This window comes from Pedobacter sp. KBW06 (assembly GCF_003852525.1).
Lineage (GTDB): Bacteria > Bacteroidota > Bacteroidia > Sphingobacteriales > Sphingobacteriaceae > Pedobacter.
The window spans coordinates 43,441-60,979 of record NZ_QAJL01000002.1; the positions used below are offsets into that span (position 1 = coordinate 43,441).

General features: G+C 47.9%; 1 protein-coding gene. It reads right to left on the bottom strand.

Going from position 1 to position 17,539, the window contains the following annotated elements:
* Positions 1-21 precede the first annotated feature (21 nt).
* Positions 22-17,379 (bottom strand): gliding motility-associated C-terminal domain-containing protein, encoded by a 17,358-nt coding sequence (locus DBR43_RS10390; protein ID WP_124580620.1) that lies wholly within the window; start codon positions 17,377-17,379, stop codon positions 22-24.
* Positions 17,380-17,539: the final 160 nt, after the last annotated feature.

The window sequence follows — 17,539 nt, forward strand, 5'->3', positions numbered from 1 at the left end:
TTTAGCGTGTCTTAATTTGTTTTACCTTTTTATAAACATCCATCCTTTAAATGCAGTTGTGCTGCCCGATTTCTCTTTCCTGAGGATCAGGTAGTAATAAGTACCTTCATTCAGCTGACTACCATCCCAATCGTTCAGGTAATTGGCAGAACGGTAAACTTCATTCCCCCATCTGTTGAAGATCGTTACCTGTGTTCCCGGATAATTTTCCAGTCCCTTGATTTTGAAGGTATCATTACTGCCATCTCCGTTTGGAGTAATGATATTAGGAATGATAAAGTCTGCATTATCTACTGTAGTAGAAACCGTATTACTGCTGACTTCTACCGTACCTGCACCTGAGAATGCCCTGGCCGTATTGTCGATCTTTCCGGTAAATGATTTGGAAATATTACCGGTAATGGTCAGGATCACTTTGTTTCCGGCACCTGCAGGAAGGTCAGCTGTGACGCTTACATTACTGCTGCTTCCCGTTCCTCCGGATATGATTTTCGCAGTTCCGGTGATTGCAGTTGTCCATTTCACATTCTGTATATCACTGCTGATCAAATCGGCGATCACCATATTATCGGCATTGCTGAAAGAAGTATTGCTCACCTCTACCACATAGGTGATCAGGTCGCCTGATTTCAACTGAGCAGGTCCGGTTTTAGTAATGGCAAATGCAGGGGTTTTGCTGACTTCCGTCACTACCGGTGGGGTTACTACCGGTGGAATACCCGGTTCAGCAGGTGTACCCGTTGCCGTGTTACTCAACGGACCAGTGTAGGCAGGATCAACAGTACCTGTAATGGTGATGATCAGCTTGTTGGCTGCACCAGCAGCAATGTCTCCTTTTACAGAAATCGCATTCCCTGATCCGCTGGCTCCGCTTGTAACCGCTGCTGTTCCGGCGGTACTCGTTGTCCAGCTCACATTTTTGATTTGTGAAGGCACATTATCGGTAATCACCAGGTCTTTTGCATTGCTGAATCCAATGTTACCCGCGGTGATCACATAAGTAATCGGAGCACCTGCACTGACCTTGGCAGGCCCGGTTTTCACAATGGTAATTCCCGGCTTCAAGGTCGTCTCGGTTTCTACCGGTGGGGTCACCACTGGTGGATTTCCAGGCTCTACCGGTGTCACCGTTGCCGTGTTACTTAATTTACCTGCAAAAGAGGCATCCACAGTACCGGTAATGTCTATCGTAATGATGTCATTCGATCCCGATGGAAGCGTTGCAGTTACACTCAGGTTATTTCCTGATCCGGTTTGTCCGTTAGAAATGCTGGCATTTCCGGTAACTGCAGCTGTCCAGGTTACTCCTGTTAATTTAGCAGGAACGACATCACTGATGACCGCATTCTGTGCCGTACCAGGTCCGGTATTGTATACTTTGATCTGGTATTTCATCACCTGACCTGCGGCTATTGTTGCAGGACCGGTTTTGCTGATTTTTAAATTTGACACATTGGTAACGGTAGTGCTTACTTCTGAATTGATCACTGGCTTGGCAGGATCTGCAGGTGTAAGTGCCGCTTTATTGAGGATCACTCCTGCAAAAGTTGGATTCACCTTACCATTAATGGTTACGATGATGCTTCCGTTTGCAGGCAGATCTGCGGTAAGGTCAACGTTATTGGCTGCGCCATTTGCACCAGAGCTGATCGTTGCACCGCCGCTCAGTGTGCTCGTCCATGAGACACCGGTTACCTGAGCAGGAACAACATCTTTCACTTTCACACCCAGCGCATCTGATGGTCCGGCATTGCTGATTCTTAAGGTATAACTGATTGATTCTCCAGAGTTCAGTGTGGCAGGACCGCTTTTCAGCAGGCTTAAACTCGCATTGTTCACAATCGCGGTAGTCACCGTGTTAGAAGTTACTGCAGGATTTCCAGGCTCAACAGGGGTCGCAGTAGCGGTATTGCTGATGCTTCCGTTTGCTGCATTTGCAGGAACCAATCCAGTAATGTTGACGATTACCGTACCATTTCCGGCAGGAAGATCAACTTTAAGGGCAACTGCATTTCCGGTACCTGTTGCACCGGACCTGATCACCGCGGCTGAATTGGCCGTAGCGGTCCAGCTGACACCAGTCAACACTGCCGGAACTGCATCGGCAACATCCACATTCATTGCATTTCCAGGACCTGCATTGCTGAGTTCAAGGGTATAATTGACCACTTTACCCGCTTCAATACTTGTAGGTCCGGATTTCAGGATCCTTACACTTGATTTATTACTTACTGTAGTCGTCACATCGCCGGAGGTTACCGGAGGATTTCCTGGTTCTGATGGGGTAACTGTTGCATTATTTAACAGTTGTCCGCTAAATCCAGGATCTATTGTTCCGTTAATCGTGATGTTGATTTCATTGGCTGCACCTGCAGGAATATTTGCAGAAACAGTTACCGTATTTCCGGTTCCGGCTGCTCCTGAATTGATAACCGCAGTTCCTGCTGAGGTTGCCGTCCAGCTCACAGCAGTTACTCCAGCCGGCACCAGATCTTTAATCTGTGCCTGGGCTGCATTACTAGGTCCGCTGTTTTTCACTTTGATCGTATAAGTGATTGCAGAACCTGAAACCCCGGTCTGAGGTCCTGATTTGCTGATGCTCAATCCGGACACAGAACTGATTTGTGTATTTACCTGACTGGTATTGTTTGCCGGGTTGAAATCTGCAACACCATTTGGTGTGCTTACACTTGCCACATTACTGATACTGCCCGATGGCGTATTGGCGTTCACCACTCCATTGACATTGATCAGAATGTAGTTTGCCGCGCCTACCGGAACATTCGCCTGTGTCAGAACAGCGTTTGAAGTGCCAGATGAAGCACCGGTCAGACTTGCCGCCCCGAAGGCCTGTGCAGTCCAGCTGATCTGTCCAACTTCCACAGGAACATTATCGGTAATGATCAGACCAGCGACATCTATTGGTCCCTGATTGCTGACTTTTAGCGTATAGTTAATATCAGAACCTGAAGTCACTGCCTGAGGCCCTGTTTTTTCTATTTTAAGATCAGTAGACTGATTTACGGCAGTGACCACTGAGCTTTTCCTTTCTCCATTTGCCGTTACTGTTACGGTATTGGTGAAGGTTGCGCCGGCTGTGGCTTTAACCGTTCCCTGAATGTCGATGGTGATTGCGGTAAGCGGATCGTTATCGGCAGGGATATCAGCTTTGAAACTGATGTTGTTGCCGGTACCTGTGCCTGTTCCGATAATTGTTGCTCCGCCGGTTTGAGTAGCTACCCAGCTGCTTACTGCGACATCTGCAGGAACCGGATCAGAAATATCGGCATTGGTAATGTTACCTGCACCACCATTTCTGATGATAATTTTATAATTGATCGGATCACCGATATTGACCGTTGAAGGTCCGCTTTTCGATACCCTGAGCACCGGATCATTGTTCACGATGGTTGGTACGGTACTGGTATTTGAGCTCAGTTCCGGATCCGTGATCGGACTTCCGACAGGGAAGAAAGCGGTTGCGGTATTGGTGAAGGCTGTTTTATCCGGATTGTTCGCTTTTACTTTTGCACGGATATCAATACTGATGATGCCTGTTCCGGCAGGAATATTTCCGGTGATATCGATATCTCCCGTACCGTTGGCAGCACTAACCGTTGCAGCACCTGTAAGCGTCGCAGTCCAGGTTGCTCCTGCTTCCAGATTCCCTGGAATCATATCTTTGATCAATACGCCTATGGCATCACTTGGTCCATCATTCACAATACGAAGGTTGTAAGTCATCATCTCTCCCACTGCAATGTCTGCAGGTCCGGATTTGGTAATCCTCACATTCGCCACTCTGGTAATTGTTGTAGTTACTGTGCTTGTTGCAGGCGTTGGATCTGTAATCCCAGCTCCAGGTGTTGCTGTAGCTGTGTTTACAAGACTACTGCCTGCATAAGCAGCATCAACCGTTCCGGTTACCAGAATCTGTACTGTTGCATTACCGGCAGGAATCGATGCATTTAAATTGATGTTCCCTGTTCCGGTATTCGCTCCGGTAATGGCTGCGCCATTCTGAGCGGTAGCCGTCCAGTTGACACCCGTTAAACCAACCGGAATCACATCTGCAATATTTACAGTTCCCGCATTACTTGGCCCTGCATTTTTCACATTGATGGTATAACTGATGGCCGAGCCTGCAACTACGGTTGAAGGTCCGGTTTTCTGAATCTGAATATCCGCTGTTTTCACCACATTGGTGGTCACCTCATCAGATGGTACAGCAGGATTACCTGGTTCCGATGGTGTTGCAGTAAAGCTATTTTTCAATGTTGCTCCGGCATAACCAGGATCAACATCTCCTGTAATCAGTACCGTTACTGAATTTCCGGTACCTGCAGGGATGTTCACCCTTGGATTTACCGCAGTACCGCTACCGGTTCCATTGGCCACAATACTGGCTGTACCAGCGATGCTTGTGGTCCAGCTCACATTGAGAATGCCCGCAGGGATTGCATCATTGATTACCAGATTTGCTGCATCGGCAGGCCCATCATTAAATACCTCAAGGGTATAACTAATACGCTCTCCGGCGGCAATGGAAGTCGGTGCAGATTTCACTGCCCTGATGTTTAATTTATGATCTACGGTAGTAGTTATCGTATTTGACGGTACTGCAGGGATGCCTGGTTCTGATGGCGTTGCAGTGGCAGTATTTGTTAATACTCCAGCTGGTGCTGATCCCGGAACCTTTCCGGTAATCGTGATCAGGATGCGGTTGGCCGCACCGGCATTGATGTCTCCCTTTACAGAAACTGCATTGCCTGTACCCGTAGCACCGCTGATCAGCGTAGCTGCACCTTCAGTTGTTGCAGACCAGCTCACATCGGTTAATCCGGCAGGAACAGGGTCTGTAATAGACAAGTTACGTGCATCAGATGGTCCGTTATTTCCTGCGATTAAAGTATAGGTTACCGTCTGACCGGCAGAAATCTGTGATGGTCCGCTTTTTACCAGGCTTACAGAAGGTTCCAATTTGATGGTCGTCGTTACCGTAGAGCTCGCCGGAACGGTTCCTTGTTCTGAAGGGGTTACCGTTGCTTTATTCACTAAATCTGTGGCTGCAGAAGGGTTCACTTTTCCTTTTACGGTAATCAGAACGGTATTTGCTGAACCGGCAGGGACGTTCACATTGACAGAAAGGTTATTGCCATTTCCGACAGCACCACTCAAGACACTTGCTGCCCCATTTATGGTGGTTGTCCAGGTTACTCCGGTGATGTTCACAGGGATCTGATCTGTAACAGAAGCATTGTCTGCATTGGCCGTTCCTGTATTGCTGACATTGATCGTATAGGTAATGTCCTGACCAGCAGAAATCGTAGCAGGCCCGTTTTTAGCGATGGCTAAAACAGGTGTTTTACTTACCACTGCAGTAGTCGTTGCTTCTACCGGAACAATACCAGGTTCTGATGGGCTTGCGATTGCTTTATTGGTTAGATTTCCATTAAATGAAGGATCAATGGTTCCTTTAACCGTAATGACGATGGTATTGGCGATGCCGGCAGGAATGTTACCCGTTAACTGGATCACATTACCTGTTCCACTTCCTCCACTGTTCACTGCTGCTGTTCCGGTAATACCTGAGGTCCAGCTCACATTGCTTAATAAAGCAGGTACATCATCAGTAATCAACAGGTTCTGTGCATTACTCAATCCCGTATTTCCGGCGGTAATCGTATAGGTAATTTCTGATCCTGCAATTGCAGCAGCAGGACCATCCTTACGAAGAACGATTCCCGGTTTAGATCCTACCTCTGTTTCTACCGGAGGGGTAACTACATTTGGTACATTGATTCCAGGAACCGAAGCGGTAGCGACGTTATTGATTTTTCCTGAGAACCCTGGGTTAACTGTACCTTTTACGGTAATGGTAATTTTATTATTTGCATTTCCGGCAGGTAAATCTCCGCTCACACGAACCTGATTTCCTGTTCCTGAAGCTCCGGTAATCACCGTTGCTACGCCAGACTGAACTGCAGTCCAGCTCACATTGATCAGCTCTGCAGGAACATCATCTACGATAGCTGTACCCGATGCATTACTTAATCCGTTATTCACGACTACAATGGTATAGGTAACCTCTCCTCCGGCGGTAGCTGTCGGCTGTCCGGTTTTAGTCACTACAATAATTGGTTTCTTATCCACATTTGTCTCTACCGGAGGACTGACCACAGGAGGATTACCTGGTTCTGAAGGTGTTCCGGTAACAATATTGGTAATCTTACCTGCAAAATCAGGATTTAATGTTCCATTAACTGTGATGCTGATTTTATTACCGGTACCGGCAGGAATATTACCGTTCAATACGACATTTCCTGTTCCTGTAGCAGCTCCATTGATGGTACTGCTTCCCGAAACCGTGGCAGCCCAGGTTGCCCCTGTAATTGCCGGGTCAAGTATATCTGAGATGGCGAGATTTTTAGCATTACTCAAACCTGTATTGCTGACCTCAATCACATAACTAATGGCTCCCCCTGCAGTTGCAGAAGCAGGACCTGTTTTATTGATGACAATTACCGGTGTCTGCGTCACCACCGTAGTTACAGGCGGGGTAACCACTGGTGGATTACCAGGCTCTGCAGGTGTAGCGGTAGCGGTATTGCTTAATGTTCCGGCAAAAGAAGGATCTACCGTTCCATTCACTGTAATTGTTATTTTATTGCTGGCCCCCGCAGGAATATTTCCATTCAGGCTGACCGCATTTCCTGAGCCCTGATTCAATCCGTTGATTGAGCTGTTTCCGGAAACAACGGCAGTCCAGCTTACATTTTTGATGTCCGCAGGTACAGCATCAGTAATCACCAGGTTATTGGCATCACTTAATCCGGTATTGTTGGCCTCAATCGTATAGGTAATGGCTCCACCTGCAACGGCTGTTGCCGGGCCTGTTTTGCTCATTACAATTACAGGACGCTGAACAACCACCGTTTCTACCGGTGGGGTCACCACTGGCGGGTTGTCCGGATCAGCAGGGGTCACGGTAGCAATATTACTGATCGTTCCAGCATAAGATGCGGCAACCTTACCTGTTACGGTAATGGTAATTTCATGCTGCTGGCCTACCGGGATATTGGCTTTCACACTTAAGGCATTTCCGGTTCCGGTTGTACCTTCAGTAATTACCGATCCGCCGGTTACCTCCGTTGTCCAGCTGACATTTTCCAGTTGAACCGGAACGGCATCTGTGATCAGGGCAGCCAGTGCAGTACTTGGTCCTTCATTAGAGACCTTAATCTGATAAGTCATCACCTGACCCGCGATGGCATTTGCCGTACCGCTTTTGCTGATGAGTAATTTGGTTAATTTTTTAACGGTTGTAGTCGCCACCGCATTGATTGGTGTCTCTCCTGCTTCCGTTGGTGTTAATGTGGCCGTATTGGTCAGTGTTCCCGCAAATAGCGGATCTACAGTACCTTTTACGTTAACCAAGATTGTTCCGTTTACAGGAATGTCTGCGGTTAGGTCCAGGTTATTTCCTGTTCCGGTCGCGCCATTGCTGATCACTACACCTCCGGCAACGGTACTCGTCCATGATACCACTTTGATATCCGCCGGAACCACATCTGTCAGCCTTGTCGCCGTTGCGTTTGAAGGCCCCGTATTTTTTATGGCTAAAGTATAAGTGATCGCCTCTCCTGCATTCAATGTCGCAGGGCCGGACTTGGTTAAACTCAGGGTTACATTTTTAACAATCGCCGTGGTGACTTCATTAGAAGTGACCGGCGGATTGCCCGGTTCTGCCGGAGTTGCCACTGCAGAATTCAGCAGGTTACCCGTTGCACTGTTAGCCGGAACATCTCCGATAATGGTGATCGTTAATTTTCCTGCTCCTGCAAGCAGGTTTGCGGTAACTGAAACTGCGTTGTTATTCGTTCCTGCTGCACCCGCAGTCACGACAGCACCTGCGGTGGTCGCTGTTGTCCAGCGAACATTGGTTAAACCTGCAGGAACCTGGTCAGTGATGACCGCAGCAACTGCATTACCAGGTCCTGAATTGCTGACTTCAACACTGTATTGTACCGTTCCTCCGGCATCTACTACTGAAGGTCCGGATTTGACAATCGTTAAACCTGATTTATTCAATACATTGGTCGTCACATTTTCTGAAGTTACCGGTGGGTTTCCTGGTTCTACAGGTGTAGCCACTGCGTTGTTCAGCAATTGTCCGGCAAATCCGGGATCAATGGTTCCTTTGATCGTGATGGTCACCTCATTTCCTGCACCTGCAGGGATATCAGCAACAAGGCTGACATTGTTATTATTCGTTCCTGTTGCACCAGCCGTAATGTTTGCGGTTCCGGTTTTGGCAGAAGTCCAGCTTACATTTTTAATATTGGAAGGCACCACATCAGTAATCGTGGTCTGTAAGACGTTACTTGGTCCGGCATTGGAAACGAGCACTGTGTAAGTAATTTCAGCACCTGATACCGCATCGGAAGGTCCCATCTTACGAACAGACAATCCTGATTTTGAGGTAACTGCAGTAACTACTGAGCTCGTATTATTGGCGGTATTAAAATCTGATTTGCCCGGAGGTAAAGTAACCGCAGCAGTATTGGTAATGTTTTTACCCGCTGTTGCTGCATCTACTGTTCCCTGAACATTAATCAGGATATAATTGGCTGCACCTGCTGCGATGTTTGCAGTAGTGCTGATGTTATTTGTTGTTCCCTGTGTCGCTCCGGTAAGTGTCGCAGTTCCGAACAGCGTGCTTGTCCAAACGACATTTTTGATATCTGCAGGGATATTATCAGCGATGGTTAGTCCTGTAATATTTACAGGTCCGTCATTTCCGATTTTCAGCTGATAAGTAATGGCCGAACCTGCAATCACCGATTGCGGGCCACTTTTCTCTACATAAACATCGGTCGACTGATTCACCGCGGTGACCACTGCACTCTTTTTCTCTCCATTGGCTTCCACCACCACCTCATTGGTAAAGGTGGCATCAGCAGTCGTTTTCACTGTGCCGGTGATTCTGATGAAAATAAGGGCAGGCATAGAGCCAGGCGCAGTGGCCGGAATATTACCGGTAGTGATAATCGAATTGCCCGTTCCGGATAACATAGCCGAAGAACCGGCCACAGTAGCTCCGTTTGATGGCGTAATTGTCCAGTTCGTAACGTCAACGGAATTCGGAACAATATCTGTAATGGATGCATTGGTAATGTTACTGATTCCTCCGTTTTTAATTTCAATCGTATAATCGATTCTATCCCCGATATCAATCGTAGAAGGTCCGCTTTTCGAAACCAACAGATCAGTTTGCAGCACTACCTGAGTAGGAACTGTACTGGTATTCGAAGAAAGATCAGGATCTGTAACCGGACTTCCCGGAGGGAAATTCGCAGTTGCCGTATTGGTGAAGGTTGCCGGAGTAGCTGCAGGATCTATCGTTCCCGTGATCACTACGTTGACCTCTCCTGTTCCCGCAGGGATTCCTGCGGTAAAGTTCACATTTCCTGATCCGTTTGTGGCACTTACGGTAGCCCCGTTAAGTCCCGTAGCAGTCCAGGTTGCATTCGTCACCCGGGTATTAAGTGCATCTAAGATCACCACTCCCGGTGCGTCACTTGGACCATCGTTAACAATTCTTAGGTTATAAGTGATCACATCTCCTGCAATGACGTTTGCAGGTCCGGATTTAATGATCCTTACATTTGCCACACGACCAACTGTCGTCGTTACGGTACTCGTAGCCGGTGTAGGATCTGTAATACCTGGTTCAGGTGTCGCAGTAGCTGTATTGGTCAATGAGGTCCCTGCAAAATTTGCTGCAATGGTTCCCGAGACATTGATCGTTACGGTACCCGCCCCCGAAGGAATTGCAGCCAGAACAGCAATATTATTTCCTGAACCGGTAGCGTTACCATTGATGGTTGCGCCATTCTGAGCAGTTGCAGTCCAGGTTACGCCGGTAATTCCTGCAGGAACCGCATCTGCGATACTGACGTTGTTCGCATTTGAAGGTCCGGCATTATTTACGGTGATCGTATAATTGATCGCACGGCCGGCAACAACAGTTGAAGGTCCTGTTTTTTGAATCTGCAGGTCTGCTTTTCTACTGATTAAAGTCGTAGTGGTATTGGAAGTTACTGCCGGATTGCCAGGTTCTGAAGGAGTCACGTTAAAGACGTTTACCAGTTGTGTACCTGCAAATGAAGGATCTACTTTACCTGTAACGGTTACCAGAACTGCATTGGCCGCACCTGCCGGAATATTCGCACTTAAACTCAGTGCAGATCCGCTTCCTGTTCCCCCCGAAATCAGCGATGCTGTTCCGGTGGTGCTCGTTGTCCAGCTGACATTAAGGATGCCTGCAGGCAACTGATCGGTCACCAGCAGATTTAAGGCATCACTTGGCCCGCTGTTTTTCACTTCCAGCGTATAGCTGATGTTCTCACCGGCAAATAATGCAGCTGTTGCTGATTTCACTGCCGAGATGTTTACTTTTTTATTGATGGTCGTCGTAATTGTATTTGAATTCACCGGAGGCACCCCAGGCTCTGCAGGTGTAGCCGTGGCAGTATTGGCAAATGAAGTTGAGCCGGTAGATGAAGGCACTTGTCCGCTGATGGTAATCAGGATACGGTTTCCTGCTCCTGCGGCGATGTTTCCTTTCACCAGCACACTATTGTTATTGGTTCCGCTGGCACCTGAAGTGATACTTGCAGTCCCCTCCACAGTTGTGCTCCAGCTGACATTGGTTAACGGAGCTGGCACGATATCGCTGATGCTTAAATTCGTCGCATCAGATGGACCACTGTTACCCGCAATTACCGTATAAGTAACTGTTTGTCCTGCCGAGATTTGAGAAGGGCCGGATTTGGATAAGGTAATACCAGGAGTGGATTTCAAGGTGGTAGTTACGGTAGAGCTGCCAGGTGTAGTACCTGGCTCAGCCGGAGTTACTGTACCCGTATTGCTGATGGTACCAGTGGCTGATGCACTAACTGTTCCCTGAATGTTTACTTTCAGCACATTGGCTGTACCGGCAGGAATATTCGCTTTGACGCTGATGTTATTTCCTGTACCTGATGCTGTGCCCACGATAACAGCGCTCGCATCGGCAACTGCCGACCAGGTCACATTTGAAATTCCCGCAGGAACCACATCGGTAATCGTGGCATTGTCAGCATTCGCTGTTCCGGTATTGTTAATGGTTAAGGTATAATTAATCTGCTGACCCGCGGAGATCGTTGCAGGTCCTGTTTTTTGGATGCTTAATAAAGGTATTTTACTAATACCAGCTGTGCTCGTGGCTGTTTTAGCAACCGTTCCAGGCTCTGCAGGAGTAGCACTTGCCGTATTCGTAATTGTACCGCTAAATGCAGGGGAAACGATTCCGTTTACCGTGACGGTAATCACATTGCCGCTTCCGGCAGGGAGATCACCGGTAATGCTGATTGCATTTCCTGATCCGCTAGGCGTACCGTTAATCACTGCCGTTCCGCTTACTGCGGCAGACCAGGTCACGCCGGTAATTGATGCCGGTACCTGATCGGCTATCACCAATGCCCTGGCATCAGAGCTGCTAAAATTATTAACCGTAATGGTATAGCTGATGTTTTGTCCGGCGATCAATGTTGCAGGACCTGTTTTGCTGATGCTCACATCCGGAGTACGGCTTGCAGTAGCCGTCGTAGTAGAGGTTACTGCCGTAGTGCCAGCCTCTGATGGTGTAGCAGTAGCCGTGTTGACGATGCTTCCGCTAAAGGCCGGATCAACCGTACCTCTAATGGTTAAAGTAACTTTATTTGCTGCACCGGCCGGAATATCGGCAGAAACAGCAAGGTTATTATTTGAGCCGGTGGCTCCGGTATTGATCAGGGCGGTCCCTGATACTGCCGAAGTCCAGGTTACCCCTTTAATACTTGCAGGGATGACATCCGCAATTGCCACTGCAACAGCATTAGAAGTTCCGGTATTTGAAACGGTAACGGTATAAGTGATTTGCTGACCTGCGGTAATCGTTGCAGGGCCTGCTTTGACAATGCTCAGGATTGGTTTTCTGCTAACCGCAGTGGTGGCGGTTGCCGATTTAGGTGTTGTACCCGGCTCCGCAGGTGTTGCGGTGGCGGTGTTTGTCAGCGATCCGTTAAATGAAGCAGCAACTGTTCCGGTCACCGTGATCGTGATTTTATTCGCCGCTCCGGCAGGAAGGTTTCCGGTAATGCTGATCGCATTTCCTGTTCCCGTTCCTGTACCAATCAGTCCCGCCAGACCAGCGGTACTGGCCGTCCAGTTTACATTTCCAATCTCTGCAGGTACCGCATCTGTAATCACCAATGCTTTTGCATCGGCAACACTGGTATTGGTCACCTCTATCGTATAGCTGATGTTTTGTCCGGCGTTTAATGTTGCAGGTCCGGTTTTGGTAATGGTCAGTACCGGAGTCCGGCCCACCTGTGTGGTTACGGTAGAACTTGAAGAAGGACTGCCCACCTCTGATGGATCTGCTGTACCGGTATTACTGATGCTTCCACTGAAGGAAGGATCAACAGTTCCGTTGATCGTTACCAAAATTGCATTTGCAGCACCCGTCGGGATATTGCCATTCAGGCTTACTGAATTTCCTGTTCCGGCTCCCGTACCGATAAGTGTTGCTGTACCCTGTACTGCAGAAGTCCAGCTTACATTTTTAATTTGTGTTGGAACGGCATCTGTGATCGATGCATTCATTGCATCACTCAATCCGTTATTGGTAATTTTTAAAGTATAAGAGATGGCAGTTCCGGCCTGTGCGGTGGAAGGTCCGTTTTTCAACATCACTAATCCGGACTGATTGGAAATCGTAGTGACCACCGTATTCGAATTCACGGTAGGTACCGGCTCCGTCGGGATCACTATGGCCATATTGCTAAAGTTTCCTGTTGCAGAAGGCAGTACTGTTCCGGTTACATCGATAACAATGGTATTTCCGGCTCCGGCAGGAATATTTCCGGTAAAGTTGATGTTGTTTCCTGTATTGGAGGCATTACCGGCAAAACTTGCTGTTCCTGTTTTGCTGACCACCCAGTTGACATTGGTGATCTTCGCAGGAACAGCATCTCTGATCGTGGTACCAATGGCGTCACCGATACCGGTATTGCTAATGATGATTTTATAAGTGATTGCATCGCCGGCAATGACATTTGAAGGTCCGTTTTTCGTTGCCGACAATTGTGGTATTCTGCTAACCGCCGTCGTCGCTGTAGAAGTAGGTGAAAGACTACCAGGCTCAGTTGCAGTTACCGATGCCGTATTTACACTATTTCCATTAAAAGCAGCGCCAACAGTTCCATTAACGGTAAATACAATTTTATTGCCTGTACCGGCCGGAATATTGGCCACCGCCTGAAGGTTATTGCCCGTTCCGGTAGCTCCGGAAGTAATTGTTGCTGCTCCTGTAACGGAAGAACTCCAGGTTACCCCTTGAATCTCCGAAGGAATAACGTCGTTGATATTCGCAGCAGTTGCATTACTTGGTCCGGTATTTCCAACGGTAATGGTATAAGAAATCGCCGCTCCGGAGTTTAGGGTTGCCGGCGCGGTTTTTAAAATAGTTAAACCTGATTTTGCGCTAAGCACGGTATTTACCGGCGTGGAGGTAACCGGTGTTACACCTGGCTCTGCAGGCGTTGCTGTAGCACTGTTTGTGATCGTACCGGTAGCATTTGAATTTATCGTTCCCGAAACAGCGATCTGGATCGTACCGTTTGCACTAAAATCAGCATTAAGGCTGATGGCATTTCCCGTTCCGCTGGCTCCTGAACTGATCACTGCAGTGCCACTGGTTACAGAACTTGTCCAGCTCACATTGCTGATAGCAGATGGAACGGCGTCTGTGATGACTGTGCTTAAACTATTGGAAGGCCCGGTATTTTTAACCGTTATCGTATAAGTGATATTATCGCCCGCAATAGCTGTTGCAGGTCCGGTTTTGGCAACCGTAAATACAGGTTGTTTTTTTACCGCAGTAACCACCTGAGAACTCACAGGTGTACTTCCGCTTTCTTTTGGGGTTGCAGTCGCCACATTGGTAATGTTTCCTGCAAAAGCTGGATTAACAGTTCCTGTTACGGTAATCGTAACTTTATTTGCTGCCCCTGCCGCAATATTCGCGGTTACATTTACATTTGACGTATTTCCCGTAGCGCCTGCGGTAATTGTGGATGAACCTGCAATTTGCGTAGTCCAGCTGACATTCGTTAAAGCAGCAGGAACAGGATCTGCAATGACAATTCCAGTCGCATTACTTGGTCCGTTATTTCCCACTTCAATCTGATAGCTGATCACGTTTCCGGCAACTGCATTTGAAGGACCGGTCTTTGTAATAACAACTCCCGAAGTACTCGTCACATTTGAATTTACCGTTGAGTTACTACCTGTGCCATTCGGCTCTGCAGGCGTAGCAGTTCCGGTATTGCTAATTGTTCCGGTTGCGCCTGGATTTACCGTTCCGGTGATGGTTACCGTTACTGTGTTTCCTGTCCCCGCAGGGATATTCGCTTTAAGGTTTACCGCATTACCGGTACCTGTTGCACCCGTAGTCACCAATGCAGCGCCTGCAACTGCAGTGCTCCAGCTTACATTGGTTAAAGCTGCAGGTACCGCGTCAGTAATATCTGCATTAACCGCATTACTGCTTCCGGTATTGGTAATTGTTAAGGTATAAGTAGCAACATTACCCGCTGTAACATTTGCAGCACCCAACTTCGTAATGAGCAATACCGGTTTGACCTGAGTCGCGTTGACATCAGTAGCGGTATTGTTTGCCGGTACCGGGTCCGTAATTCCGGCAGGAGCAGTTACCGTAACTGTATTCGTTAGAGGCGTCGTCACTGCAGCACCTACGGTACCTGCAATGGTCAGCGTTGTGCTTTGTCCGTTGGCAAGTGTAAGCCCGGTCCAGTTTCCATTGGCACTGGTATAGGTACCATTGGCCGCCGTATAGCTTGTCGCAGTGAAACCTGCAGGCAACACATCCACCACCTTAACGACATCCGTAGTCAATAAGCTACTTGGGCCATTATTTTTAAGTGTGACCGTATAAGTCAACGCGGCACCCGCAGTTAGCGGATTCGGCGTAGAAATTTTTGTCACCTCAAAATCGATCACCCGGTTCACATTGGTGATGACGTTTGCAGTATTGTTTCCGGGAACAAAATCAGTGATTCCCGGAGGATTAGTTACCGTTACGGTATTGGTCATTGCACTGGTTACATTTCCGGCCACCGTACCTGCTATAGTTAAGGTAGTACTTTGTCCGGTAGTCAGCGTTAAGCCTGTCCAGTCCCCTGTACCGCTGGTATAAGTGCCCTGTGCAGGGGTATAACTTGTCGCCGTGAATCCTGCAGGCAGGTTATCCACCACTTTAATGACATCAGCTGCCAACATCGGGCTTGGCCCATTGTTGGTTAGCGTAATGGTATAGGTTAATGCCTGACCGGCATTAACCGTAGTTGGATTCGAAGTTTTAAGTAGTCCCAGGTCATAGGAACGGTCGATCATTACGCTATAATCTTCGACTTCTCCATCAGTCATGGCTCCTCCCGTTGTTGCCGTAGAAATAGGATCCGTCGTCAGACGTAAACGTGCATAGGTCAGTCCGGCACTCAGATTTGCCAAACCGGTCCAGTTCAATACGACTGAAGTTGCATTGTTGGGTACACTGACCAGCAGCCCCTCTGAAGCTTCAAAGGTGCCGTTTTTATTAAAATCAACCCAGGCTGCCATTCTCGCGGCAATACCTGTAGTATTAATAACCGGAACAGTCATGCTGTAGCTCGTTGAAGCTGCCGTAAGTACCGGCAGTGTCGTAAAAGCATCTTCATCCAGCCCATCACCATTTGTGCCATTGGCATTCGCTCCGGCTGCAACAGACTGACCATCAAGCTCCCCATCTGTGGTTGCACCGATCCGGAGTCTGTTGTCCAGGGCATGTCTTGGCCCGTTGTCAATCAGCCGGGTTCCATAACTATTTGGCGCGTCGCCAAAATCAAGCGGTAAAATTTGTAAAGTATAATCTTCGACTTCTCCGTTACTGATGACAGATTCCGGAGTCGCGGTATTGAGTACCAATGCGATGGTATTGGAAATTCTGAAACGGGCATAGGTCTGCCCCGCCACCAGTCCGGATAAACCATTCCAGGTTAAAGTCGCCGTTGTCGCTCCGTTCGGCACACTCACCTGTACCCCTTCAGCAGCTTCAAAAGTCCCGTTTCTGTTGAAATCTATCCAGCCGACCAGGTTTACCGGAAGCCCTGTTGTGTTTCCTACAGCAACATTCAGACTATAGGTAGTTGCATTGACACGAAGTCTGGGGAAACTTGCCACTCCATCCTCATCATTTTCTCCGTTCAGGTTATCGGCATCTGCATTTGTACCTAAAGCAGTGAAAGCTGCCGGGTCAAAATCCCCCGCTATTGTTCCCAGTTTTGGGGTTGGAGGTTTGGTCACTGTTCCCGGAACAATCTGTTCAGGATTTGCAATGGATACGGTATTATTCAGAGCTGGTGTAGGATTACCTCCCCCTGTAATGGTAGGGGTAAGGGTATGAACAGGCGAACCATAAGTCAATGGTGCATCCGATTTCTCTGTATAGGTCATCAGTCCCAATGCCATAGCGGTAAGCCCGCCTGCCTGAATGGAACAATTGATGGTTAAAGGATTTAAAAGACTTGTTCCCGGCTTATCTGTGTATAAAAGCGCGGCATTCTCACTACAATTTAAGCGGACAGTTTTATCCAGATTACTGAAAATAATGGATCTTGGTGAATTGTTGTTGGTAACGATCCTTTCCAGTAATTTCCAGTCACTTCCATCAGTACTTCCCTGAGTAAACTCCACAGAGGAATCGTCCTCCGCATTCCCAAAAACCAGTCCGATGTCTGCCGGACTGGTACCTGTGGTCGCATAGGTACGGATCCGGAAGGTCGCATCTGCTCCATCGGGTATGGTGGTAATCGCATTTACCAATGTATTATTGGTAGAGGTCCCTCCAATATTGTACAAGCGATCCAGGCGGTCGCCTTGCCATGAACCGGACCGGTAAGGCCTTAACCTTGCCCCTGCTCCACCTGATGAAAAGACAACATTGTCGATAATTGCCGTAACCACCGTTCCGTTAACCGTAAATGTAAAGGTCTTAGTTTGTCCGGCAGCAAGATCCAGTCCTGTAAAGTTCAGCCAGTAAATATTGTTCTTATAGAGTCCTGTTCCACCTGTAGCCTGAACCTGAGCTGAGACCTGAGTTGAAAATGAAACCGTAAAAAACAAAATACATAAGGCATAAAATATCCGTCTCTGGCTTTTAGCAAACGAGCTTATTGTATCATATAAAGAAATAGCTGAATTCAGTATTTGCTTTGCGTAGAAGTTTTTTTTCATAAGCTACAGTTAGAGGGTAAAGGGTTGGAAAATGGCCATAGATCGGGTAGTGACCAGAAGATAAATCGGGAAAGTTTTCTCAAAAAAAGAAGATAAACGTGATCGGGCAGCAGAAACTGCTGAGAGAGGTATAGGTGTACTCATATTAGGTAGATATGGT

Bases quoted from the DNA above. Each gene is read 5' to 3' on its own strand.
- DBR43_RS10390 (WP_124580620.1), bottom strand. From the start codon at position 17,379: ATGAAAAAAAACTTCTACGCAAAGCAAATACTGAATTCAGCTATTTCT.